At 67.0% G+C, this 21237-nt stretch carries 20 protein-coding genes and 1 rRNA gene; all 21 read right to left on the bottom strand.

Features of this window, described 5'->3' with window-relative positions:
• Positions 1–410: 410 nt before the first annotated feature.
• Positions 411–1935 (bottom strand): 16S ribosomal RNA (locus tag ACZ9CK_RS19430).
• 671 nt (positions 1936–2606) lie between these two features.
• Complete coding sequence (locus tag ACZ9CK_RS19425) at positions 2607–4049, bottom strand: DHA2 family efflux MFS transporter permease subunit (protein WP_476050830.1); 1443 nt, start codon at positions 4047–4049, stop codon at positions 2607–2609.
• 134 nt (positions 4050–4183) lie between these two features.
• A complete protein-coding gene (gene panC, locus ACZ9CK_RS19420; protein WP_476050829.1) occupies positions 4184–5086 on the bottom strand; it encodes a pantoate--beta-alanine ligase in 903 nt (300 codons plus the stop codon).
• Position 5087: 1 nt separating this feature from the next.
• The gene (locus ACZ9CK_RS19415) at positions 5088–6011 is read right to left on the bottom strand and encodes a Rossmann-like and DUF2520 domain-containing protein (protein ID WP_476050828.1); all 924 of its coding nucleotides are present in this window, start codon (positions 6009–6011) and stop codon (positions 5088–5090) included.
• Positions 6004–7536, bottom strand: coding sequence for a PH domain-containing protein (locus ACZ9CK_RS19410; RefSeq protein WP_426301465.1), 1533 nt, complete (start codon positions 7534–7536; stop codon positions 6004–6006). Before ACZ9CK_RS19410 ends, ACZ9CK_RS19415 begins: the two co-directional genes overlap by 8 nt.
• A gap of 4 nt (positions 7537–7540) precedes the next feature.
• Positions 7541–8053, bottom strand: a complete 513-nt coding sequence (locus ACZ9CK_RS19405; RefSeq protein WP_476050934.1) for a PH domain-containing protein — start codon at positions 8051–8053, stop codon at positions 7541–7543.
• Complete coding sequence (locus ACZ9CK_RS19400) at positions 8034–8555, bottom strand: DUF3180 domain-containing protein (RefSeq protein ID WP_426301463.1); 522 nt, start codon at positions 8553–8555, stop codon at positions 8034–8036. Before ACZ9CK_RS19400 ends, ACZ9CK_RS19405 begins: the two co-directional genes overlap by 20 nt.
• Positions 8552–9124 carry a 2-amino-4-hydroxy-6-hydroxymethyldihydropteridine diphosphokinase gene (gene folK / locus ACZ9CK_RS19395; RefSeq protein ID WP_426301461.1) on the bottom strand — a complete coding sequence of 191 codons (573 nt, stop codon included), beginning with the start codon at positions 9122–9124 and terminating at the stop codon, positions 8552–8554. Before folK ends, ACZ9CK_RS19400 begins: the two co-directional genes overlap by 4 nt.
• A complete protein-coding gene (folB, locus tag ACZ9CK_RS19390) occupies positions 9121–9480 on the bottom strand; it encodes a dihydroneopterin aldolase (protein WP_426301459.1) in 360 nt (119 codons plus the stop codon). The genes folK and folB overlap by 4 nt, the downstream gene beginning before the upstream one ends.
• Positions 9481–9527: 47 nt before the next feature.
• Complete coding sequence (folP, locus tag ACZ9CK_RS19385; protein ID WP_426301457.1) at positions 9528–10433, bottom strand: dihydropteroate synthase; 906 nt, start codon at positions 10431–10433, stop codon at positions 9528–9530.
• 6 nt (positions 10434–10439) lie between these two features.
• Positions 10440–11099, bottom strand: a complete 660-nt coding sequence (folE, locus tag ACZ9CK_RS19380; RefSeq protein ID WP_426301455.1) for a GTP cyclohydrolase I FolE — start codon at positions 11097–11099, stop codon at positions 10440–10442.
• Between the two features lie 10 nt (positions 11100–11109).
• The gene (ftsH, locus tag ACZ9CK_RS19375) at positions 11110–13224 is read right to left on the bottom strand and encodes an ATP-dependent zinc metalloprotease FtsH (protein ID WP_476050827.1); all 2115 of its coding nucleotides are present in this window, start codon (positions 13222–13224) and stop codon (positions 11110–11112) included.
• Between the two features lie 164 nt (positions 13225–13388).
• The gene (locus tag ACZ9CK_RS19370) at positions 13389–13883 is read right to left on the bottom strand and encodes a hypothetical protein (protein ID WP_426301451.1); all 495 of its coding nucleotides are present in this window, start codon (positions 13881–13883) and stop codon (positions 13389–13391) included.
• A complete protein-coding gene (locus ACZ9CK_RS19365) occupies positions 13880–14605 on the bottom strand; it encodes a hypothetical protein (RefSeq protein ID WP_476050826.1) in 726 nt (241 codons plus the stop codon). Before ACZ9CK_RS19365 ends, ACZ9CK_RS19370 begins: the two co-directional genes overlap by 4 nt.
• Entirely contained in the window at positions 14598–15230 is a 633-nt protein-coding gene (locus ACZ9CK_RS19360; RefSeq protein ID WP_426301447.1) for a signal peptidase I, read from the bottom strand. The genes ACZ9CK_RS19365 and ACZ9CK_RS19360 overlap by 8 nt, the downstream gene beginning before the upstream one ends.
• Positions 15227–15883, bottom strand: a complete 657-nt coding sequence (locus ACZ9CK_RS19355; protein ID WP_476050825.1) for a SipW-dependent-type signal peptide-containing protein — start codon at positions 15881–15883, stop codon at positions 15227–15229. Before ACZ9CK_RS19355 ends, ACZ9CK_RS19360 begins: the two co-directional genes overlap by 4 nt.
• A 21-nt stretch (positions 15884–15904) precedes the next feature.
• Positions 15905–16513: a SipW-dependent-type signal peptide-containing protein gene (locus tag ACZ9CK_RS19350; protein WP_426301443.1), complete on the bottom strand. Its 609-nt coding sequence runs from the start codon at positions 16511–16513 to the stop codon at positions 15905–15907.
• 164 nt (positions 16514–16677) lie between these two features.
• Complete coding sequence (gene hpt / locus ACZ9CK_RS19345) at positions 16678–17229, bottom strand: hypoxanthine phosphoribosyltransferase (protein ID WP_115788213.1); 552 nt, start codon at positions 17227–17229, stop codon at positions 16678–16680.
• A gap of 31 nt (positions 17230–17260) precedes the next feature.
• Positions 17261–18310: a tRNA lysidine(34) synthetase TilS gene (gene tilS / locus ACZ9CK_RS19340; protein WP_476050933.1), complete on the bottom strand. Its 1050-nt coding sequence runs from the start codon at positions 18308–18310 to the stop codon at positions 17261–17263.
• A 107-nt stretch (positions 18311–18417) separates the two neighbouring features.
• A complete protein-coding gene (locus ACZ9CK_RS19335; RefSeq protein WP_426301439.1) occupies positions 18418–19566 on the bottom strand; it encodes a zinc-dependent metalloprotease in 1149 nt (382 codons plus the stop codon).
• Between the two features lie 82 nt (positions 19567–19648).
• A complete protein-coding gene (gene dacB, locus ACZ9CK_RS19330; protein ID WP_476050932.1) occupies positions 19649–21004 on the bottom strand; it encodes a D-alanyl-D-alanine carboxypeptidase/D-alanyl-D-alanine endopeptidase in 1356 nt (451 codons plus the stop codon).
• Between the last annotated feature and the right edge of the window lie 233 nt (positions 21005–21237).

Below are 21237 nucleotides of genomic sequence, written 5' to 3'. Positions count from 1 at the left end.
GTTCTCAAACAACAACCCCAACCCCCACACCCCACACACACAAACCATGCGCATGATCGGCAAGGACAGGAAAACCAGAAACCCCAGAACACCCCACAAAAGGGGCGCCCCTGACGGGCCCGGCAACTCATCGTTGCAGGTCCTGTTGCCTCAGGACCCAACAGTGCACCAAACACAACCCACGACAGTCCGCACCCCGCAGCGTTCCCAACACCCACACCCCAAAAGGGCACAGACACCGTACTAACCACAGGACACAACCACCAAGGCCATGCCAAAACCAGTTTGATTCGTTGATATTCCACCCATGAGCACCCACCGCAGAACAGACGCCTGCGCAATGGGCTGTACTCCTGACCCCCGGACGGCGACCATGCAGCCACCACCACAAAAGGGCAGTTGCTCCTTAGAAAGGAGGTGATCCAGCCGCACCTTCCGGTACGGCTACCTTGTTACGACTTAGTCCCAATCGCCGGTCCCACCTTCGACGGCTCCCTCCCACAAGGGGTTAGGCCACCGGCTTCGGGTGTTACCAACTTTCGTGACTTGACGGGCGGTGTGTACAAGGCCCGGGAACGTATTCACCGCAGCGTTGCTGATCTGCGATTACTAGCGACTCCGACTTCATGGGGTCGAGTTGCAGACCCCAATCCGAACTGAGACCGGCTTTTTGGGATTAGCTCCACCTCACAGTATCGCAACCCATTGTACCGGCCATTGTAGCATGCGTGAAGCCCAAGACATAAGGGGCATGATGATTTGACGTCGTCCCCACCTTCCTCCGAGTTGACCCCGGCAGTCTCCCATGAGTCCCCGGCATAACCCGCTGGCAACATGGAACGAGGGTTGCGCTCGTTGCGGGACTTAACCCAACATCTCACGACACGAGCTGACGACAACCATGCACCACCTGTGAACCAGCCCCGAAGGGAAGCCCTGTTTCCAGGGCGGTCCGGTCCATGTCAAGCCTTGGTAAGGTTCTTCGCGTTGCATCGAATTAATCCGCATGCTCCGCCGCTTGTGCGGGCCCCCGTCAATTCCTTTGAGTTTTAGCCTTGCGGCCGTACTCCCCAGGCGGGGCACTTAATGCGTTAGCTACGGCGCGGAAAACGTGGAATGTCCCCCACACCTAGTGCCCAACGTTTACGGCATGGACTACCAGGGTATCTAATCCTGTTCGCTCCCCATGCTTTCGCTCCTCAGCGTCAGTTAATGCCCAGAGACCTGCCTTCGCCATCGGTGTTCCTCCTGATATCTGCGCATTTCACCGCTACACCAGGAATTCCAGTCTCCCCTACATCACTCTAGTCTGCCCGTACCCACTGCAGAACCGGAGTTGAGCCCCGGTCTTTCACAGCAGACGCGACAAACCGCCTACGAGCTCTTTACGCCCAATAATTCCGGATAACGCTTGCGCCCTACGTATTACCGCGGCTGCTGGCACGTAGTTAGCCGGCGCTTCTTCTGCAGGTACCGTCACTTTCGCTTCTTCCCTACTGAAAGAGGTTTACAACCCGAAGGCCGTCATCCCTCACGCGGCGTCGCTGCATCAGGCTTGCGCCCATTGTGCAATATTCCCCACTGCTGCCTCCCGTAGGAGTCTGGGCCGTGTCTCAGTCCCAGTGTGGCCGGTCACCCTCTCAGGCCGGCTACCCGTCATCGCCTTGGTAGGCCATTACCCCACCAACAAGCTGATAGGCCGCGAGTCCATCCAAAACCACAAAAAGCTTTCCACCCCCCACCATGCGGTGAAAGGTCATATCCGGTATTAGACCCAGTTTCCCAGGCTTATCCCAGAGTCAAGGGCAGGTTACTCACGTGTTACTCACCCGTTCGCCACTAATCCCCGGTGCAAGCACCGGATCATCGTTCGACTTGCATGTGTTAAGCACGCCGCCAGCGTTCATCCTGAGCCAGGATCAAACTCTCCGTTGAAGTAAAACAAAAACAGACACAACACACCCAGGCCGGAAAAAGACCCGGACACGCTGCACAAAATTTGAAACCAGCTAAAAACCAGACCATCCACAGGGGCGGACAGCCCGGCAAATAACCAATTCATAAAAAATCGGTATCAACAAACTTGGCACACTATTGAGTTCTCAAACAACAGACACACCCGGCACCACCCAAACCAAACATTCAGGATCGCTCCGGAGCAACTTTTCAAACTTACCAGACCGGCACTCCCGCCGCAACTTCCGGATTCGGAAACCATACGGGACAAACCAGTCAGGGAACTCCCGGAGCCGCACCCGGACGCGGTAAAGCGAACCAGTAATTGGCTTCCGTTTGAAAGGGAGTCTGTCGCAATTTTTCCGCTTCAGCGGCGGCGACTCAGAAAACATTACACGCCCCGACGGCACCCGGGCAAATCAGGTTTCCACCCGCTCCGCACCCCGTAATCCCGCGGAAACCCGGGAAAAACCACCCCTCTAGGACCCGGTCCCGGCCGAAAGACGCTCGTATGAGGCCGCTCACATCCGCGGGCACCCACATCAACGGATACCCGCTCAACGGGCACTCGGCCAACACGCAAACGGCGCCGCGCCACGGGTTGGTGATGCGGCGCCGTCGGGCACTGCTTGGAGGGTGGGGCTGGGCGCTTAGTGTCCCGCTGCCCCTTCGGTCTTGCGCATCATCGCGGAGAGCACCACGGCGATGACGGCAATGACTGCGGCTGTCAGGAACGCCGCCTGCATGCCGGCCACGATTCCGGACGCCGCGGACACGACCGCGAAGATGGAAATCAGCAGTGCGGTGCCCGCTGCACCGGCCACCTGCTGCAGGGTGCTCATGATGGCCGAACCGTGCGAGTACAGGTGCGGCGGCAGCGGGTTCAGTCCGGTGGTGAACGCCGGAGTGAACAGCAGCGCCAGGCCGAAGCTCAGCAGGACGTGCAGGACAACCACCCACCAGACCTGGCTGGACTGGTTCAGGGCGCTGAACTGCCACAAGGTGAGCACCATCAGGACCGAGCCCGTGACGGTGAGCGGCAGGGGCCCTACCTTGTCGAAGATCCGGCCGATGACCGGTCCCAGCATGCCCATGGCGAGGCCGCCGGGGAGCAATGCGAGGCCGGTTTCCATCGGCAGCAGGTGCAGCACGTTCTGCAGGTACAGCGGCAGCAGGATGACTCCGCCGAAGAGCGCCATCATGGCGACCACCATGAGCAGGGTGGACACCGTGAACATGCGGAAGTTGAAGGCGCGCAGGTCCAGCAGCGGCGAATCTTCCTTCTGCAGCTTCAGCTGGCGGAACACGAACACGGCCAGGCAGACCACGCCGACGGCGAGCGCGGCGAGGGGCACGGCCGTGGCTCCGCCGTTGCCGCCGATCTGGCTCAGGCCGTAAACCACTCCGCCGAAGGCCGGCACCGTGAGCAGCACGGACAGGAAATCGAGCTTGATGGAACCCTGCTCGCCGATGTTGCTCAGGTAGCGCGCGCCGATGCCCAGGGCGGCCAGGGCCACAGGCAGCACGAAGATGAACATGAACCGCCAGGAGAAGTGGTCCAGGATGATCCCGGACACGGTCGGGCCAAGGGCCGGGGCTACCGAGATCGCGATGGTCACGTTGCCCATGACGGCGCCGCGGCGAGACAGCGGAACCAGGGTCAGGATGGTGGTCATCAGCAGCGGCAGCATGATGGCCGTGCCGCTGGCCTGCACGATCCGCGCCAGCAGGAGCACCAGGAACCCCGGTGCCAGGGCGGCCAGCAGGGTGCCGCCGCTGAACAGGCCCATGGCCAGGAGGAAGGCCGCACGGGTAGTGAGGCGCTGCAGGATGAAGCCGGTGGTCGGAATGACAACGGCCATGGTCAGCATGAAGCCAGTGGACAACCACTGGACCGTGGGTGCGTCGATCGCGAGGTCGGTCATGAGCCGCTGCAGGGCGACGTTCATGATGGTTTCGTTGAGGATCACCACGAAAGTGGCGACGAGGAGCGTGACAATGACCGTGACGGATTCGCGCGGCATCTTGTCGACGGGAGTTGAAGTATTCTGCACGGGATTGCCGTGGGCATCGGACGTGATGTCGGTAGACAAGAGGGACCCCCCAAATGGGTGCATCGAGTGTGGAGTCGGCCGGAGATCAACCGGTGAAAACTGCAACAGTCTAGGACGCTGACGCATTCCCGTCAGCAGGAAACAGCAAAATTCCTCCGGCAGATGGACGAATTTCAGGAATCCAGCGGAATGTTGTCGATCAACCGGACCGGGCCCACGTTCGCGGCGATGATTGCCAGGCCTTCCCCGCGGAAGGGGGTGTCCTGGCAGTTCTCCGCGAGCGGCTCCAGCGTGCGCGGGTCCACGACGTCGAAATAGTCCAGCTCCACGAACGGCTGGGAGCGGACAAGCGCGACGGCGGAGGACAGGTCCAGCGGTTCGTGCGCGTTGGCGCGCTGCTCCAGCAGGCGCAGGGCACGGGAAAGGACCAGCGCGGCTTCGCGTTCCTCCGGGCTGAGGAAGCGGTTGCGGCTGGATAGTGCCAGCCCGTCCTCGGCACGCACCGTGGGTACGGCGACGATCTCAACGGGAAAGTTCAGGTCGGCCACCATGCGGCGGACGAGCGCCAGCTGCTGCGCGTCCTTCTGGCCGAAATAGGCCCGGTAGGCGGCAGCACCGCCGTCGGCCGCCGGACCGGCCGGAAGCCCGTAGTGCAGCAGCTTGGCGACCACAGTGAGCGCGCCGTCGAAATGGCCGGGGCGGGAGGCGCCCTCCCACTTTTCGCCCAGCGGGCCGGAGGTCACGCGGACCAGCGGCTGGCCGTCCGGGTAGACCTCCTCGACGGAGGGGGCGAACACCAGGTCCACGCCTTCGGCGTCGAGGAGTTCCATGTCCGCCTCGAGGGTGCGCGGGTAGCGGTCCAGGTCCACGGCGTCGCCGAACTGCAGCGGGTTCACGAAGATCGAGACCGCGGTGACGTCGTTCACGGCGACGGCGGTGCGCGCCAGGGTGGCGTGGCCGGAGTGCAGGGCGCCCATGGTGGGGACGAAACCAAGCGAGCTGCCGCCCTTTCCCTTGAGGAGCCGGGCGCCCTCGGCGCGCAGTTCCGCCGCGGTGGTGACGAGCTTGATTCCCATGTCAGTTGCCTTCCGGGGTGTCCGTTGTGTCCTGGCCGTCTGAGTCCTGGCCGTCGAGGGCGGCTTCGATCCCGCTGAACTGCGGGCCGTTGAGCAGCCCGCGTTTCGCGGCGCGCAGTGCTGTTGCGCGCGCCATCGCGAGGTACGCGGACAGGATATCGCCGCCGGCGTCGTGTTCGCGCAGGGCCCGCACATGCCCGGCAACGGTGCCGGCGTCGCCGCGCGCCACCGGTCCGGTCAATGCCGATTCGCCGGAGGCGAGGGCGTTTTCGAGGGTTGCGCGCAGCAGCGGACCGAGCATGGTTTCGGGATTCTCGACGCCGATCTCCCGCAGCAGCTGCGAGCCCTGCGCCACGAGGGTGGCCATGTGATTCGAGCTATGGGCAAGGGCTGCGTGGTAGATGGTGCGGTCCGCTTCGGCGATGACGACGGGTTCGGCGCCCATCTCCATCACCAGCGCCTGGCCGATCGGCAGCATGGCGGCATCCGCCGTGACTCCGAAAGTGCAGTCTTGGAGCCGGGCCAGGTCCAGGCTCATGCCTGTGAAGGTCATGGCCGGGTGCAGTGCCAGCGGGATCGCCCCGGCCGCGCGGACAGGCTGCAGGATACCGACGCCGAAGCGGCCCGAGGTGTGTGCCACCAGCTGACCCGGCTGCCAGGCTCCGAGCTTGGCCAGTCCGTCGACGAGCTCGCCGAGTACGTCGTCCGGCACGGCGAGCAGCACCAGTTCGGCGCGTTCCACGATGTCCTGGATGTCCAGGACGGGGACGCCGGGCAGCAGGATTTCGGCGCGTTCCCGGCTGTCCTCCGAAACGGCGGAAACCCCGACGACGGCGTGCTCGGCCGCGCGCAGTGCGGCACCTAGCACTGCGCCCACCTTGCCGGCGCCGATGATTCCGACGCCGAGTCGTCCGGGCCTAGCCATGGCGGGGTTCCTCCTGGGGAGTTGTTGGGGTCGGGTCAGCGGGCGCCTGCAGCGGCGCGGGCGGTTGCAGCCGCACCGGCAGGGAGCCGGCCCGTGAGAGTTCTGCGAGCCACTGCTCGCTGGTCTGGCGTTTGCGGGCTTCCCTGGCGCGGGCGGCCTGCTGGTCGAACAACGCAACCGCTTCTCCGACGTCGGCCTGGATCAGCCGCGGAACCACGGGACCGGCGGTGGTGTGCAGCACCAGGTCCGCCACTCCGAAGCGGCGCGCCACCGGTCCTTGAGTGAGCGCCATGGACTGGGTGCGCTGGTGCGGCACGAGCACCACCTGCCGCCACCACCGGCCGGAGCGCAGCAGCAGGGCGGTACCGGTTGACAGGAAGGCGTTGCGCCGCCAGCCCAGCGGGGCAATCAGCCGGGCACGGCGGGGGGTGGTGGTGAATCCGGCGTCGGAGTCCAGGCCGTTCAAGGCCGCAGTGAACACCCGGTGCGGTTCCGGGGTGCCGGGATCGGGCAACACCAGTGCGAGGGTCTGCATGACCTCCCCCAGCCCGCCCACGGGAAGCAGCGTTGTGCGGGCGGCGTTCTCGTTCCCGGGCGCACCGCCGTAGCCGGCGACGTTGACCTGGATGCGGTACCAGCCGAGGATCCGCCACAGCGGAGGCTGGGTGATCTTCAGCGCCTGGATCCGGCCGGGCGGAACGGTCTGCGCCTGGGTGTCCAGGAGGCCGTAGCGGAGTCGGATACCGTCCGGCGAGATCGCCGCTGTGAAGTTGAAGCCCTTGTTGAACGACTTCCAGTACGCCGCGCCCAGGCCGAGGATCGCCGGGATCAGGTAGAGGATCACCGCGCCGGATTCGGTGAGCACCGAGAACACTACCGAGGCGATCGCGCCGAGCACCACGAAGAAGCTCTGTTCGCTCAGCAGCAGGGAGCCGACCAGCCGGCCGTGCGGGACGCTGAGGACCACCTGCTCGGGCGCCTCCGGAACGGGTGCGGTTTCGCCGCCGTCGGCCACCACCCCCGCTGCCCGCCCCAGGATGGTGGCGCGCAGTTGCTTCGCCTGCCCGATCGGCAGGTACGCCAGTCGCACGGCCGACTCGCCGGCGTCGGCCACCTCGAACTTCAGCTCGGCGAGCCCGAAGATCCGGGCTAGCAGCGGTTGCACGATGTCGATGGCCTGCACCCGATCCAGGCGCGCCTGGCGCTGCTGCTTGAAGAGGAAACCTGTGTTGACGCGGACGTAGCCTTCGCTGAGCTGGTAGCGGGTGAAGTACCAGCTCAGGACGAAGCCCGCCACGGTGACCAGCAGCAGCGCTGCGCCGCCGGCCAGCAGCCACAGGATCCGCCCGTTGAGGCCCTCCTCGAGCAGTTCGCGGCCCTGCAGCGCGCGCTCGAAGATGTCGCGTCCGAAGAAGACGACGACGGCGGCCAGCGCCACCCACCCGCGCACGAACGGCGACGCCGGGTGCACGCGGTGCCAGCCGGCGTCGACCGCTGGCCGTTCCCGGTTCACGTCCACGGACACGCGCTCACAGACCTGCCAGCCGTGCTTCACCGCGGGCGGTGAGCTGTTCGCGGAGCCGGGCACCTTCGGCGGCCGGGAGTCCGGGCAGCAGGGCGTTCGTGCCGGGGGACGCCGTGTGCAGCTTCAGGGTGCACAGGCCGAGCGCGCGTTCCACGGGACCTACGGCGACGTCCACGTACTGCATGCGTCCGTAGGGGACCACCATGGTGCGCTGGAAGAAAATGCCGCGGCGGATGAGGAGATCGTCGTTGCGCTCGGCGTATCCGATGGCCCTGACCTGGCGCGGGATCAGCACCAGGCGCCACAGCGCGAGCACGAACATGGCGGCCGGCACGGTCACGGCAAGCCACAGGGGCGGCCAGAGCCACCCGCCCAGCAGGACGAACACCAGCGGCAGGCTGAGCACAGCCACGAAAAGCAGGTTGCCGACGGCCCATTCGACCAGGCGCACGGTCACATACTTCGGGGAAACCCGTTGCCATCCGATGCCGGGCGGATCAATCGCGGCGGAATGCATATTCACCTTCACCCTTGGCGTCCCCGCGACGGGGTCCCGTATTTCCGGCGCCGCCTTCCAGGTCCTCCGGGGGGATCCGGCAGAAACGCTCGACCACCAGGCCCACCACCAGCATGACCAGTCCGCCGCCGCCCATGATGAGGGCGAGCCAAAGGATCGGCTGCTCACTGCGGAAGCTCCAGATCCGCAGCTGCTCCACCACGATCCCGGCATGCCAGCCCAGCAGCATCGCTCCCACATAGGCGCAGGCCTGGGCCAGGATCAAGGTGCGTGCAGCCAGGATCGGGTTCAGCAGCGACTTCTTCTTGCCATTGCGCCAGCGCAGTACGCGGATGCCCATGACCAGGGTGATCGCGGCAATGACGCCCATCGTGACAAGTGCCGAGGCCGGAAGGACCGGCGTCGCCAGGCCGTAGCGGTTGGTGGCCACGACGGTCAGCCACCCCGCGCCCGCAAGGACGACGGCGATGACCACCAGGACGAACGGGCGCATCGCTTTCATGCCGGCTCCGCCCTGGGGACGCTGCCGGCCACGCCGGCGTCCGCGGTGCGTCCGGCCCCGCCGTCGCCGTCGAAACCGTCGAAGGGCCGCAGCCCCGGGAAATCCGGCGCCTTCGCCGCGAGCTCGGCCACGCTTTCGCCGTTCAGGCGCGCAGCCGGGTCCAGCTGGGCCCACGGGTAGAGCACGAAGGCACGCTCAGCGGCGCGCGGGTGCGGCAGGGTGAGTTCGGGGTCGTCGGTGCGGAGTTCGCCATAGACGATGATGTCCACGTCCAGGGTCCTGGGGCCCCAACGGACCTCACGGACCCGGTGGTGCTTTTGCTCGACGTCGTGGCAATGCTGCAGCAACTCGTGCGGGCCCAGGGTGGTCTCGACGGCGATCACCATGTTCAGGAAGTCGGGCTGGCCCTCGGGCCCGCCGACTGCCTTGGTCTGGACCACGGGGGAAACGCCGAGCAGGCGCACCTCGGGACGGTCCACGAGGTCCGCGACCGCGGTGGACAGGGTGTCGTTCCGCTCCCCCAGGTTGCTGCCGAGCGCCAGGATGGCTTTGCTGGCGCCCTCGATCATGTGCGCTCCCGGTGAACACTCACCGTCACGTCGCCGAACGGCACCTCGATGGGCGCCTTCGGCTTGTGGACGGTGACGTCGACGGCGGCCACGGGATAGCCGGCCAGGATCCCTTCGGCGATGCGGACCGCGAGCCCCTCGATCAGGTTCAGCGGCTCACCGCTGATCTCGGACGCGATGTATCCCGCCACCTCGCCGTAGTGCGCGGTGTGTTCGATGTCGTCCGTTTCGGCCGCCCTGGAAAAATCCGTGTACAGCACTGCGTCCACCACGAAGGGCTGGCCTTCACGGCGTTCGAAGTCGAACACCCCGTGGTGTCCGACGGCGGTGACTCCCGTCAGCGTGATCTTGTCCAAACGCTTCCCCTAGTTCAGTTCGGATACCTGCAGTCCGGATGCGCTGCTCAGTGCCTGACGCGCGCGGCGACCTTCACCGCATCAAGGCTGGGGCCGACGTCGTGCACGCGTACGCCCCAGATGCCCCGCGCGGCACTGATCGCGGTGATGGCTGCCGTGGCATGGTCCCGCTCTTCGGGGGCGGCTGCCTTTCCCGCGACGGTCAGCAGGCTGCCCAGGAAGCGCTTGCGGGAGGCTCCGACGAGGATCGGGTGGCCCAGCGAGTCCAGCTTGCCGATGTGCTTGAGGAGTTCCCAGTTCTGGGCCTCGTTCTTGGAGAAGCCCAGGCCCGGGTCCACGATGATCTGCTCCGGCGCGACTCCGGCGGCGTACAGCTTGCCGCGGACCCCCTCCAGTTCCTCGACCACCTCGTCCACCACGCTGCCGTATTCGGCCAGGCTGTCCATGGTTTCGGCGTCGCCGCGGCGGTGGGTGAGGACGTACATCACCTTGCTGGCGGCGATGAGTTCGGCCATGCCGGGTTCTATGGTGAGGCCGGAGACGTCGTTGATGATCTTCGCTCCGGCGTCGATGGCCGCTGCGGCGGTGGAGGTGTGCGTGGTGTCGACGCTGACCAGGGCGCCGGCCTTGACCAGGGCCTGGATGACCGGCAGGATCCGGCGCTGCTCCTCCTCGGGGCTGACGGTCTCGGCGCCCGGACGGGTGGATTCGCCGCCGACGTCGATGATGTCCGCCCCGGCGTAGAACATCCGCAGGCCGTGCGCGATGGCGGTGTCCGGCGTCGGGTGCTTGCCGCCGTCGCTGAATGAATCCGGGGTGACGTTCAGGATCCCCATGACCACGGTGCGGTCGGCCGGCAGGTCCTCGAAGCGGGCCGCCGCACGTGGTTTGCGGAGGATCGGCAGGGGGTTGGTTGCTGGTCCGGTTCCGGGTGCTGCTGCGAGGGAATCCATGGTCTATTACCTTCCGAGTATGAGGCTCATGGCTTCGGCGCGGGTGGCCGGGTCATGAAGCTGGCCGCGCACCGCACTGGTGACGGTCTTCGCGCCGGGTTTCCGGATGCCGCGCATGGACATGCACATGTGTTCGCATTCGATGACGACGATCGCGCCGCGGGGGCTGAGGTGCTCTACGAGGGCCTCGACAATCTGGGTGGTCAGCCGTTCCTGCACCTGCGGGCGGCGGGCAAAGATGTCCACCAGGCGGGCAAGTTTGCTCAGCCCGGTCACCCTGCCGTCATGGGACGGAATGTAACCGACGTGGGCCACCCCGTGGAACGGCACCAGGTGGTGCTCGCAGGTGGAGTAGAAGGGGATGTCCTTGACCAGGACGAGTTCCTCGTGGTCAAGGTCGAAGGTGGTGGACAGGACGTCCACTGGATCCTGGTGGAGCCCGGCAAAGACTTCTGCGTACGCCTTGGCGACGCGCTTGGGCGTATCCGCGAGCCCGCCGCGGTCCGGGTCCTCCCCTATGGCGAGGAGGATCTCGCGTACAGCGGCCTCGATCCGGGGCCGGTCCACCTTGTGGGAGTGCTTGCCGTGGCCGTGGGAGCCGCCGGATTCACCGGCGGACACCACGCCGAAGGCACCACTGAAGTCGTCGTCGTCGATGTGAGTCACAGCAGAAAGCTTAGCCGTGATGTACGACGTCGGTGCCCGCCTCGGGCTCTGTGTGACCGGCGGGACGCTGGGACTCGTGACCGGGAACCCCGCTGTCATACGGTCGTTCCGCGGCTGGATGGGCCAGTGCCGGTGGCAGCAGTTCGCCTTCGCCGTCGTCGCCGGCAGCTGCCCGTGCGGCGGCCTCGGCAGCGAGCTGGGCGCGTTCCCGGGAGGACAGGACCGGGGCGATGTGCTGGACCGGACGGGTCTCCTTCGAGAGCCAGATGGGACGGACGACCGGCTTGCGGACACCAGCTGTCAGGCGTTCGACGTCGTACTGGTTGATGGTTTCGCGTTCCAGCAGTTCGAGGGCGATCTGGTCCAGGATGTCGCGGTTTTCGGTGAGGATCTGGTAGGCCTCGTCGTGCGCTTCATCGAGGAGCCTGCGGACTTCGTCGTCGACGAGTGCGGCCAGCTGGTTCGAGATGATCGGTGCGGAGCCGGAGCCGCCGCGGCCGGTCAGTGGATCGGAATCGCCGCCGCTGACCTTGATGGTGCCTACCTTCTCGCTCATGCCGAGGTCGGTGACCATCCGGCGCGCGGTGCTGGTGGCCTGTTCGATGTCGTTGGACGCACCCGTGGTGGGGTCGTGGAAGACGATTTCCTCGGCAACACGGCCCCCCATGGCCCAGGCCATGCGGTCCAGCAACTCGTTGCGGGTGTAACCCTGCGGGTCCTCGTCCGGCACCACCATGGTGTAGCCGCCGGCGCGGCCGCGGGGCAGGATGGTCACCTTCGTGACCGGCGGGGCGTTGTGCAGGGCCGCCGCCACCAAGGCGTGGCCGCCTTCGTGGTAAGCGGTGAGCTTGCGGTCGTGTTCCTTCTGGACGCGGCTGCGCTTCTGCGGGCCGCCCATGACGCGGTCAATGCCTTCATCGAGGGCGCGGTCGTCAATGAGCTGCGCGTTGGAGCGCGCGGTCAGCAGGGCGGCCTCGTTCAGCACATTGGCAAGGTCCGCACCGGTGTAGCCCGGGGTTTTCTTGGCGACGGCGTTCAGGTCAACCCCGGGAGCCAGCGGCTTGCCCTTGGAGTGGACCCGCAGGATGTGTTCGCGGCCTAGGCGGTCCGGGGCGTCGACGGAGATCTGCCGGTCGAAGCGGCCCGGACGGAGGAGAGCCGGGTCCAGGATGTCCGGGCGGTTCGTGGCCGCGATCATGATGACGTTGGTCTTGGCGTCGAAGCCGTCCATTTCAACGAGCATCTGGTTCAGGGTCTGTTCGCGTTCGTCGTTGCCGCCGCCGATGCCGGCACCGCGGTGGCGGCCGACGGCGTCGATCTCGTCAACGAAGATGATGGCGGGGCTGTTGGCCTTGGCCTGCTCGAAGAGGTCGCGGACGCGGGAGGCGCCCACGCCGACGAACATTTCCACGAAGTCCGAACCCGAGATGGAGAAGAACGGCACCCCGGCCTCGCCGGCGACGGCACGGGCCAGGAGGGTCTTGCCGGTACCGGGAGGACCGAACAGCAGCACGCCCTTGGGAATCTTGGCACCCACTGCCTGGAACTTGGCCGGTTCCGCAAGGAATTCCTTGATTTCCTGCAGTTCCTCCACGGCTTCGTCGGCACCGGCCACATCGGCGAAGGTCACCTGCGGCATATCCTTGCTGATCATCTTGGCCCGGGACTTGCCGAACTGCATGACCTTCGAGCCGCCTCCCTGCATGCGGGAGAGCAGGAACCAGAACAGCACGCCGAGCAGCAAAACGGGGACCAGCAGGGAGAACAGCCCGGAGAACCAGTTGTTCTCGACGGGCTGGTCGGTGAAGCCCTTGCTGGGCTTGGCGGTGGTCACGGCCTTGACGACGTCCGCACCGCGCGGGTTCACGTAGAAGAACTGAACGTTCTTGCCCTTGTCCTGGCCGTCGATGACCAGGTTGTCCTTAAGCACCAGGTCCACGCGGTTTTCGGCGTCAAAGATCTTGGCCTGCTCCACCTTGCCACTTTGGGCCAGGAGTTCCAGGCCCCGGTCGGTGTCGATCCGGGTGGATCCGCCGGGTGCCAAGGTTGCGAAGGCCACCAGGAGCAAGGCGACCACGACAACAATCCAGATGCCTGGGCCTTTGAAGAAATTCTTAGCTTTCATCTATTCCGGGGCCAGGCCCCGTCCCTCCTGGTAGTGCTGTAGGGCGCAGCGTTCTATTCGCGTGCGGTGCTGCGACAGTTCTAGGTTTACACCGTTCCGAGTAATTCACGCATAGCTGGCGGCAAAAGTTCCCTCTCGGCGTACACCATGGACGTGCCCGCGGATCAGCTTGGCGCGCAGCTTGCAGAGCCGAGGGCCGGCTTGGTGCCGCGCGCAACAGCCCAGGCGGAGACCCAGTTGACGCCCTGCTTCGAGCGCAGCGAAACCTCATAGGCAACGCTCCCAAGGCCCAGGCTCGCCACTGTCGCCGTGGTGGTGTACGAGGGCCCTGAACCGGTGGTGTTGAGGCTGTTTGGAACCAGCGGGCCCAGCACCGGATCAAGCAACCCGCCGCCGGAGACCTCGACGTCCAGGTTCGCAGGGACCTGCATGGAGGTGCCGCTCGGGAAATGCCAGTTCACGACCATCGTGCTCTGGACCCCGCCGGTGGTCAGGGTACAGCTGTCAACCACCGGTACCGGGAGGGTTGTGGCGGAAAGGGTTGCGCCCGCGAAGTCCGCGTCCTGCCAAACGGCTTCTGCATAACCTGATGCCGCAGGTCCCAGCGCTGCCGCCACCACGAGCCCGACGGCGGCGAGCACGCCCGCACGCGTCCTCATGCCCCGGCCTTCCCTGCCGCCCGGGCCGTTGACCTGCGAGCCGTTGACCTGCGGGCCCAGGCGGCGGTGACTACGCCGGCCGCCACCGCGGCGGCGCCCAGCAGGGCAAGCCCACCAAGCCGGAAACCGGTGTCCGCCAGCACGCCGCCTTGGGAACGGCCGCCGTCGGGGGCCTGCATGTCCGGAGGCGCCGCAAGGGGCTCCCCTGCGGCGTCGACCCGTGCGGTCAGCCGGACGGAGAGGCCTTGCACGGCATTGCCCGCCGCCGGGGACAGCGTCACCCTGGCCAACAGCTCGACGCCGGCCGGAATGCCGCCGTCGGGGGCCGCAAGGCTGTGGACGGTCCCGTCAAGGGAAGCAATCGGCATCCGCGGGATCACCTTCCTGGCACCTTCCGGGCAGTGGCCCGCGGACCAGCTCACGGGGCACGCGTTCACCTCGACGGTGAGAAGGTTCCCCGGCCCGTTGGAAGCAGCTTCCACCAGGGAGCCGGCGGCACTGAGGTGCAGCGAGAGATCACTGGGCCTGACCGCCTCGGTGGTGATTCCGAGGACCCAACTGCTGGTGGACCCCGGGACCAGGACGGCGGGCGCCCGGCCGCGGCTCTCCAGGAGAAGATCGGGTTCGGCGAGCGCAACGGCCGAAACGGCACAGGGAAGCAGTAGGGCCAGGCAAAGTCCCCCCGCTGCGCGCCTGATGGCCTTCCATGCGCCCCTAAGCATCGGCCGTCCCCTCACGGTGCTGTGCTTCCCCGGGCGCTTCTTCCTTTGACCCTTCTTCCCTGGGCCACAGCACCCAGGTGACCAGCCCCGCGACGGCGAGCGTGACTCCCCCCAGCACAAACGGGTTGGAGGCTTTGGCCACCCACTGGGCCAGTCCCGGCGCGGACCAAAGCACCGTGCGCACCGTGGACGCGGTGTACGGGGCAGGATCCTCCACCGGGTTGGCGTCGCCCTTCAGGGTCAGCACTCCGCTGTGTCCGTCATCGTTGAGGCTGACCGAGGTGACCCGGTGCGTGACGGGCAGCTTCCCTTGGCGTTCCACGGTGACGATATCGCCCACCCGGACTTCCGCGACGGGCACCGCACGCACGAGCGCCAGCGAGCCGGCCGGAATGGCAGGCGCCATCGACCCGGTCTTGAACATGATGAGGGAGAACTGGAAGAGCACAGCGGCGAGGGTAAGCAGGATGCACAGCGCCCCACCGCCTGCGGCGACGTTCAGCAGGACTTCCCGTACGACGCCGGCAGCTCTCCGGGGACGGGCCCGGCGGGGCCGGAGCCGCCGTCGGCCGTTCTGCCGGCCCTCTTCACGGCGGAGGTGCCGTGCTGCCGCCTCGCGGGTCATGAGTCCGATGTCCCCTTGATTTCCCAGACGGCGCCGCTGTTCGTCCCCTGCAGGGAGTTGTCCGCGGTGGTCTTCATGGTGATTTCGAAACAGAACCGCACCGGGGTTCCCGCACTTGCCGCCACCGCTGTGCTGCTCCCGGCGGTGCCCAGGGCAACTTTCGACGACGACGTTCCCACGATGTAGCTGGCCCCCTCGCCGAACTGGCTGGCGTCACAGCTGCCCGAGGTGTACCGCACCACGCGGTAATCGAAGGCGGCGAACAGTCCGGCGTTGCCGCCTTGGACCAGCTGGCCGCCCTGCAACGCCAACGTCCCGGACAGCGATCCCGAGGTTGTCCGTACCCAGATGGAGGCGTAGTTCAGCGAACCGGGTGACATTCCGGTGGCGTCGAAGGACATGGTGGCCGCCGTCGCCGACGTTCCGTGTTCCTGCCACGCCCCGCCGGAATCCGTGGAGGACTGCAGCGCGAAGGAGCTCGCCGAGAACGTTCCGGTGGAGAATTCGGAATCGTTCCACGCGGCAAGGGTCATGGTTGCGCCAACGCCGAGCACCAGGCCGCCTGCCAGCAGGGCGCGCAGACGCAGCAGGATCGCGCGCGGTGTCCTGCGTGGGCGCATCCGAAAGTGTCCGGCCGGTGCCTGTCCGGTCATCGTCTTTTCCAGTCGCCCGGGTCAGGACGTTGAAGCGGCCGACAACTCCCATGTGGCGGTGCCGCTCTGGCCCTGGACGAGACCGGCACCAGCTGTCACCTTGAAGCACAGGAAGACCGGGTCCCCGGGGTCCGTGGCCGGCGAACCGGCGTCGAGATCGAAGGTCACGCCGCTAAGCGTGCCGCCGAGGGCGGTTCCGGCGGTGACCAGGTCCGTTCCGGTGGTGGATGCATCGCAGCCGAAGGTGGTGGTCTGGAGGAGCTGGTAGCTCAGGTTGGCTATGCTGCTGCCGCCGGCCGTGGCGCCGTTGACGGTTACCGTCGCACCCGTGGAGGTGTTCGCCGCAAGGCGCACTGCAAACGGCGCGTAGACCGTGTCCCCCGGGGCAAGGTTGCCCGGGTTGACGCTGAACGGCAGGGTTGCGCCGGGTGCCGAAGCATGGTCCGAGAACGCCGAGCCGTCCGTGCTGCCCTGCATGTTGAAGGCGCCAGCGGTAAAGGTTCCCGTGCCGAATTCGGAATCGTTCCAGGCCGCGAGGACCACTGTGGCACCTACACCGAGGACCAGTCCTCCGGCCAGGAGGGCGCGGACTTTGCCGCGGCCCTGGGCTCGTGTTGTTTCGTCTTTCATTTTGCCTCCCCTTTGGCTTGCGAGCATCCCCCCACGAAGTGCTTGCACGCTCACACGCGGGGCACAACAGGGCTTCAGGGTTGCACAAGGGGGCAAATAAATGAAGGCGGCGCCCCGAAAGGGAAGCCGCCTTCATGCCTTCCGGATGCCCGGTGGCGTGGTCTCTACTCGTAGACGTGCGGGGCCAGGGTGCCCACGAACTCCAGGTTGCGGTACTTCTCGGCGTAGTCGAGGCCGTAGCCCACCACGAATTCATTGGGAAGGTCGTAGCCGACGTACTTGACGTCCAGTTCGACCTTCGCGGCGTCCGGCTTGCGGAACGCGGTGCAGATTTCCACGGAAGAGGTGCCGCGGGACTCCAGGTTGGTCTTGAGCCAGGAGAGCGTCAGGCCCGAATCGATGATGTCCTCGACGATGAGCACGTCCTTGCCCATGAGGTCGGTGTCGAGGTCCTTGAGGATGCGCACCACGCCTGAAGACTGGGTGCCGGAGCCGTAGGAGGACACGGCCATCCAGTCCATGCTGACGTGGCTGTGCAGGGCACGGGCGAGGTCTGCCATGACCATGACGGCACCCTTCAGGACGCCCACGATCAGGAGCTCACGGCCCTCGTAGTCCTTGTCAATCTGCGCTGCGAGTTCTGTGATCCGCTGCTGGATCTGCTCTTTGGTGTAGAGAACGTGTTTGAGGTCTGCCTGGACGTCGGTTGAATCCACCAATGGCTCCTGTGTTGATGCGGGTCTGCGGCTAGTGTTGGGGTGTTTCGTGATGCCGGAATACTAGCTTCCCACAGCCATCCCCTTCGCGGGGAACGTCAGGCTGCCCGGGCCGCTTCTCCCGGGCCAGTTTCTCCTGCGCCTGCCCGGCAAGGGAGAGCCGGTACACGCTGACGTTTCCCGGGAGCTGGACCGGGCCTGCCGAGCCTTGCCTCCGCAGCAGAGCCTCGGCGGCCTGGAGGCGGCCGTACCCGGGTTGCTGGCCCCCGACGTCGGCCGCCGCCTTGGCGATTACCCGGAACCTGAGCGCCGGCGGCAGCTCCCTTAGCGCGGCTTCCGGGAGCCAGACGCCGTCGTCAGTGCGGTGCACGAGCCCGGCGTAGCGTTCGGCGGCGAGCTCCTCGAGGAAATCGGCATCCTGCTGCAGGATGGCCGCGGTGCGGGCGAGGGATTCGGCGACTCCGGGCCCGAGCTTTTCCTCCAGCACCGGCATCACTTCCACCCGGGTCCGCGAGCGCGCGAAGGCAGGGTCCGTGTTGTGCGGATCGTGCCAGGGAACCAGCTGTTCGATGGCACAGATTTCAAGGGTTTCTTCGCGGCGCAGGCCCAGGAAGGGGCGCAGCAGCCTGCCGCGCACGGGGCGCATCCCGGCCAGGGAGCGGGTTCCGGAACCGCGGGCCAGGCCGAGGAGCACCTGTTCCGCCTGGTCGTCCAGGGTGTGGCCGAGCAGGATCGCACCGCAGCCCAGGTCTTCGGCCGCGGCCTCAAGGGCGGCATGCCGGGCATCGCGTGCCGCGGCTTCGGGTCCGAAACCGGTGGCAGCCACCTCGACACTGCGCAGTTGGACCGGCGAGAGGCCCAATTCCTCCAGGGCAGCGACGGTTTCCGCGGCGACCTCGGCGGACCCTGCCTGGAGCTGATGGTCCACCACGACGGCGGCCACGGACACCGGGTGCCCGTCCACGTTGCCGCGGCGGGCAAAGTACGCCGCCACCGAGGCCAGCGCGAGGGAATCAGGGCCGCCGCTGCAGGCGACGAGGACCCGCTCCGGGTAGCCCGCTGCCGCCAGTGCGTCCCGCAGGTGCTTGCGCGCCTTGCCGACGAGCGGCGCGAGACGGCCGGGCCGCCGTCGACCGCTTTGTGTCCGGCCTTCCGGGCTCACGGGCCAGTTATTCTCGGGCCCGCTGTTCACAGCCCCATCCGCTCAAGCCACAGCTTGGCGTCGTGGATTTCCTCTTCGGTGGGCAGGTGTTCGGCGGATTCCCAGACCCGGTTGAGGCCCTCCATCCCCACGACGGCCACGACCGCGCGGACGAACTTGGCGCCGTCGCTGTACTGGCGCATCTTGGCGTCCAGGCCCAGCAGGCTCCGGATGAACTTCTCGATCACGCCACGGTCCTTGCCGCGGTCGTTGAAGCGCTGCCGGATGGTCTTCACGGAAGGAATCAGGGAGGAGTCGACAGCGTCCATCACCACATTGGCGTGGCCCTCCAGCAGGCTCATGACGGCCGTGAGGTGGGAAAGGGAGGCCTTCTCCTCGGGGTTCTGCAGCAGGTCCAGGATGGCTCCACGGCGCGGGATGTCCCCGGGGCCGGAGCGGTCCCGCAGGGACCGGGCCGCCGCGCTTGCACGCTCCATGAGCGAATCGACGTTGCCCAGCAGGTTGGTGCTCAGTTTCTCGATTTCCTCGAGCATGTGGCCGCGAAGCCACGGCGCGGCCGCGAACTGCACGCGGTGCGTCTGTTCGTGCAGGCAGACCCACAAGCGGAAATCGTCGGGGTCGACGTTGAGCTCGCGTTCCACGGAGATGATGTTCGGCGCCACCAGCAGCAGGCGGCCGCCGGGCGGTGCCTTGGACTCCGGGGCCAGCGCGGCGAACGGATCGTACTGGCCCAGGACCTTGCTGGACAGGAAGGCGAGGACGGCGCCGAGCTGGCTTCCGGTGATCGCCCCGCTGGTTGCCGCGGCCGCGGGAGTCAGGGTGACGCCGTGGCGGGAGTCGAGCATCTGCTGCAGCGCGGGCTGCAACATCACGGCGAAGCTCTGCGTGTTTGCCTTGGACCAGGAGGCACGGTCCACCACAAGGACATGGGAGTCGCGGAGGTCCCGGGCGGCTTCCAGCCCGGTGATCTCATGGACATACGGCACGGAAACGTCAGCGCTGCGGCGCAGGCTGTTCACCGCGCGCCCGATCTCCGACGGGCTCATGGCCGGGCCCGGCGGAGCGAGCCGGGCCGCCGTGGACGCGGCGAGCTCCCAGTTGATCAGTGACTGCGCCTTGCTTGATGAACCAGGGCTTGATGGATTGGCGTGCTGCTGGGACTCCATGTTTCCCATTCGAACACAGTCCCCTGACAACAGTCCCTTAAGTTCGCTGCACGCGGAGGTTTGGCCCGGGCCCCGGAGCAGCCGCAGGGCATCAGCGGCAGCCGCAGGATGCCAGCGCGGACGCCGCGCGGTCCAGGGCCACCTTGTTCCCCGCCGCGCCCGGGGTGAGTCCGTTGCCGATGAAGGAGAACACCAGGAGCCTGCCGTCCGCGTCCACCACATAGCCGCTCAGCGCGATGACGGAGTTCAGGGTGCCCGTCTTGGCTCGCACAAGTCCGGCCCCGCTTGCCGTGCTGGCGTCGACGTAGCGGTCGTCCAGGGTTCCAGTCAGGCCGGCCACCGGGAATCCCGCGAGCGCGGCCCGGAGCCGGGTATCCGGACCCGAGGTGATCGCCCGGACCACCTCGGCGAACTGCCGAGTGGTCACCCGGTTCGCCAGCGACAGCCCGGACACGTCGGAGAGCCGCATCGAGACGGTGTCGATTCCCAGCTGGCCAAGCTGCGTCCGCACGGCCGCAGTGGCGCCGTCGTTGGACCCGGCGCCACCGGACGCGAGCGACGCCATGCGGCCCAGCAACTCGGCGAGGTAGTTATCGGACGTCTCGAGCATGAGGTCCACCTGCTGGCGGACGGTGGCGGACTCGACGGCGGCCAGCACCTCGGCGTCGGCGTGCGCCTTGGCCCGCACGACGGCGGTCCTGACGGTAATGCCCGCAGCTGCACCTGCGGCTTTCAGCCTGGCCGTGAACGCCTGCGCCGCGTCGAGCGCGGCGTCCTTCGGCCGCGGCCCGCTCACCGTTCCGGGGACATCGCGGCCGCCGTTCATCGCCAGCGGGAACAGCGGGGCGGTTTCCCCGGCGTCGACGTCCTCAAGGCTCCAGGCCGGGTTGAGCGCCGGTCCCGTGAACAAGGAGTCGTCCAGTTGCACGGACAGCGGACCCTTGACCCCCTGCTTCGCCAGTGCCGCAATCGTGTCCGCGGCGAGGGTCGCCAGCCCGGCCCGGCCCATCACCTCTTCCGGGGCTGACCGGCCGGCGGCCAGCAGCACGTCCCCGCCGCCGCGCAGCACAACGATGGAGGGCTTCGCGCCCGCCAGCACCTGGGTGCTGAAGCGGGTCTCGGGGCCGATGGACCGTAGGGCGGCGACGGCGGTGAGCAGCTTCATGTTGGACGCGGGCACCCGGTTCTTGCCGCCGTCGCGCTCGTAAAGGACGTCGCCGCTCAGCGCGTCCTGGACCACCGCGGTGAAGTTGCCGCCGCCGTCCGGCTTCAGGGCAGCGTCCAGCTGCGCGGCAAGCTTGCCGGGCAAGGGAAGGGGCGCGGCAGGATCCAGCGGTTCGACGCCGCGGGTGGCCGAAAGCTGCTCCGGCGCGCGCTGCCACGGGGGAAGCGGGGCAGCGGGTGTCTCCTGTGGCGCGAAGAACCCGGGCGCTACGTTGACGCCCATCGGGACGGCGAGCGCGGCAATCGCCGCAGCAAGGGCCAGCCATTGCACCGCGCGGATCAGGCGGCGGATGAAGGGGCGGGGCTTGCGCGGTTTGTCCGGGGCCGGGGCGGCCGGCTTCCCCTGGTCATTTCCTTCGGGTTCCGGCACGGCAGCCTGCATTTGGGCCTTCATGTCGCTGTGGTCCTTAACGTCCTGGATGTCCCCCGGTTCAAGAAACGTGGACCTCTCGCTAT

Source organism: Arthrobacter sp. TE26545, assembly GCF_056279005.1.
The sequence above is the reverse complement of the archived record's forward strand: the minus strand, read 5'-3'. Positions and strand labels throughout refer to the sequence as shown.

Bases quoted from the DNA above. Each gene is read 5' to 3' on its own strand.
- panC (WP_476050829.1), bottom strand. From the start codon at position 5,086: ATGGGAATCAAGCTCGTCACCACCGCGGCGGAACTGCGCGCCGAGGGC.
- ACZ9CK_RS19415 (WP_476050828.1), bottom strand. From the start codon at position 6,011: ATGGCTAGGCCCGGACGACTCGGCGTCGGAATCATCGGCGCCGGCAAG.
- ACZ9CK_RS19405 (WP_476050934.1), bottom strand. From the start codon at position 8,053: ATGCATTCCGCCGCGATTGATCCGCCCGGCATCGGATGGCAACGGGTT.
- ACZ9CK_RS19400 (WP_426301463.1), bottom strand. From the start codon at position 8,555: ATGAAAGCGATGCGCCCGTTCGTCCTGGTGGTCATCGCCGTCGTCCTT.
- folK (WP_426301461.1), bottom strand. From the start codon at position 9,124: ATGATCGAGGGCGCCAGCAAAGCCATCCTGGCGCTCGGCAGCAACCTG.
- folP (WP_426301457.1), bottom strand. From the start codon at position 10,433: ATGGATTCCCTCGCAGCAGCACCCGGAACCGGACCAGCAACCAACCCC.
- ftsH (WP_476050827.1), bottom strand. From the start codon at position 13,224: ATGAAAGCTAAGAATTTCTTCAAAGGCCCAGGCATCTGGATTGTTGTC.
- ACZ9CK_RS19370 (WP_426301451.1), bottom strand. From the start codon at position 13,883: ATGAGGACGCGTGCGGGCGTGCTCGCCGCCGTCGGGCTCGTGGTGGCG.
- ACZ9CK_RS19365 (WP_476050826.1), bottom strand. From the start codon at position 14,605: ATGCTTAGGGGCGCATGGAAGGCCATCAGGCGCGCAGCGGGGGGACTT.
- ACZ9CK_RS19360 (WP_426301447.1), bottom strand. From the start codon at position 15,230: ATGACCCGCGAGGCGGCAGCACGGCACCTCCGCCGTGAAGAGGGCCGG.
- ACZ9CK_RS19355 (WP_476050825.1), bottom strand. From the start codon at position 15,883: ATGACCGGACAGGCACCGGCCGGACACTTTCGGATGCGCCCACGCAGG.
- ACZ9CK_RS19350 (WP_426301443.1), bottom strand. From the start codon at position 16,513: ATGAAAGACGAAACAACACGAGCCCAGGGCCGCGGCAAAGTCCGCGCC.
- ACZ9CK_RS19335 (WP_426301439.1), bottom strand. From the start codon at position 19,566: ATGGGAAACATGGAGTCCCAGCAGCACGCCAATCCATCAAGCCCTGGT.
- dacB (WP_476050932.1), bottom strand. From the start codon at position 21,004: ATGGGCGTCAACGTAGCGCCCGGGTTCTTCGCGCCACAGGAGACACCC.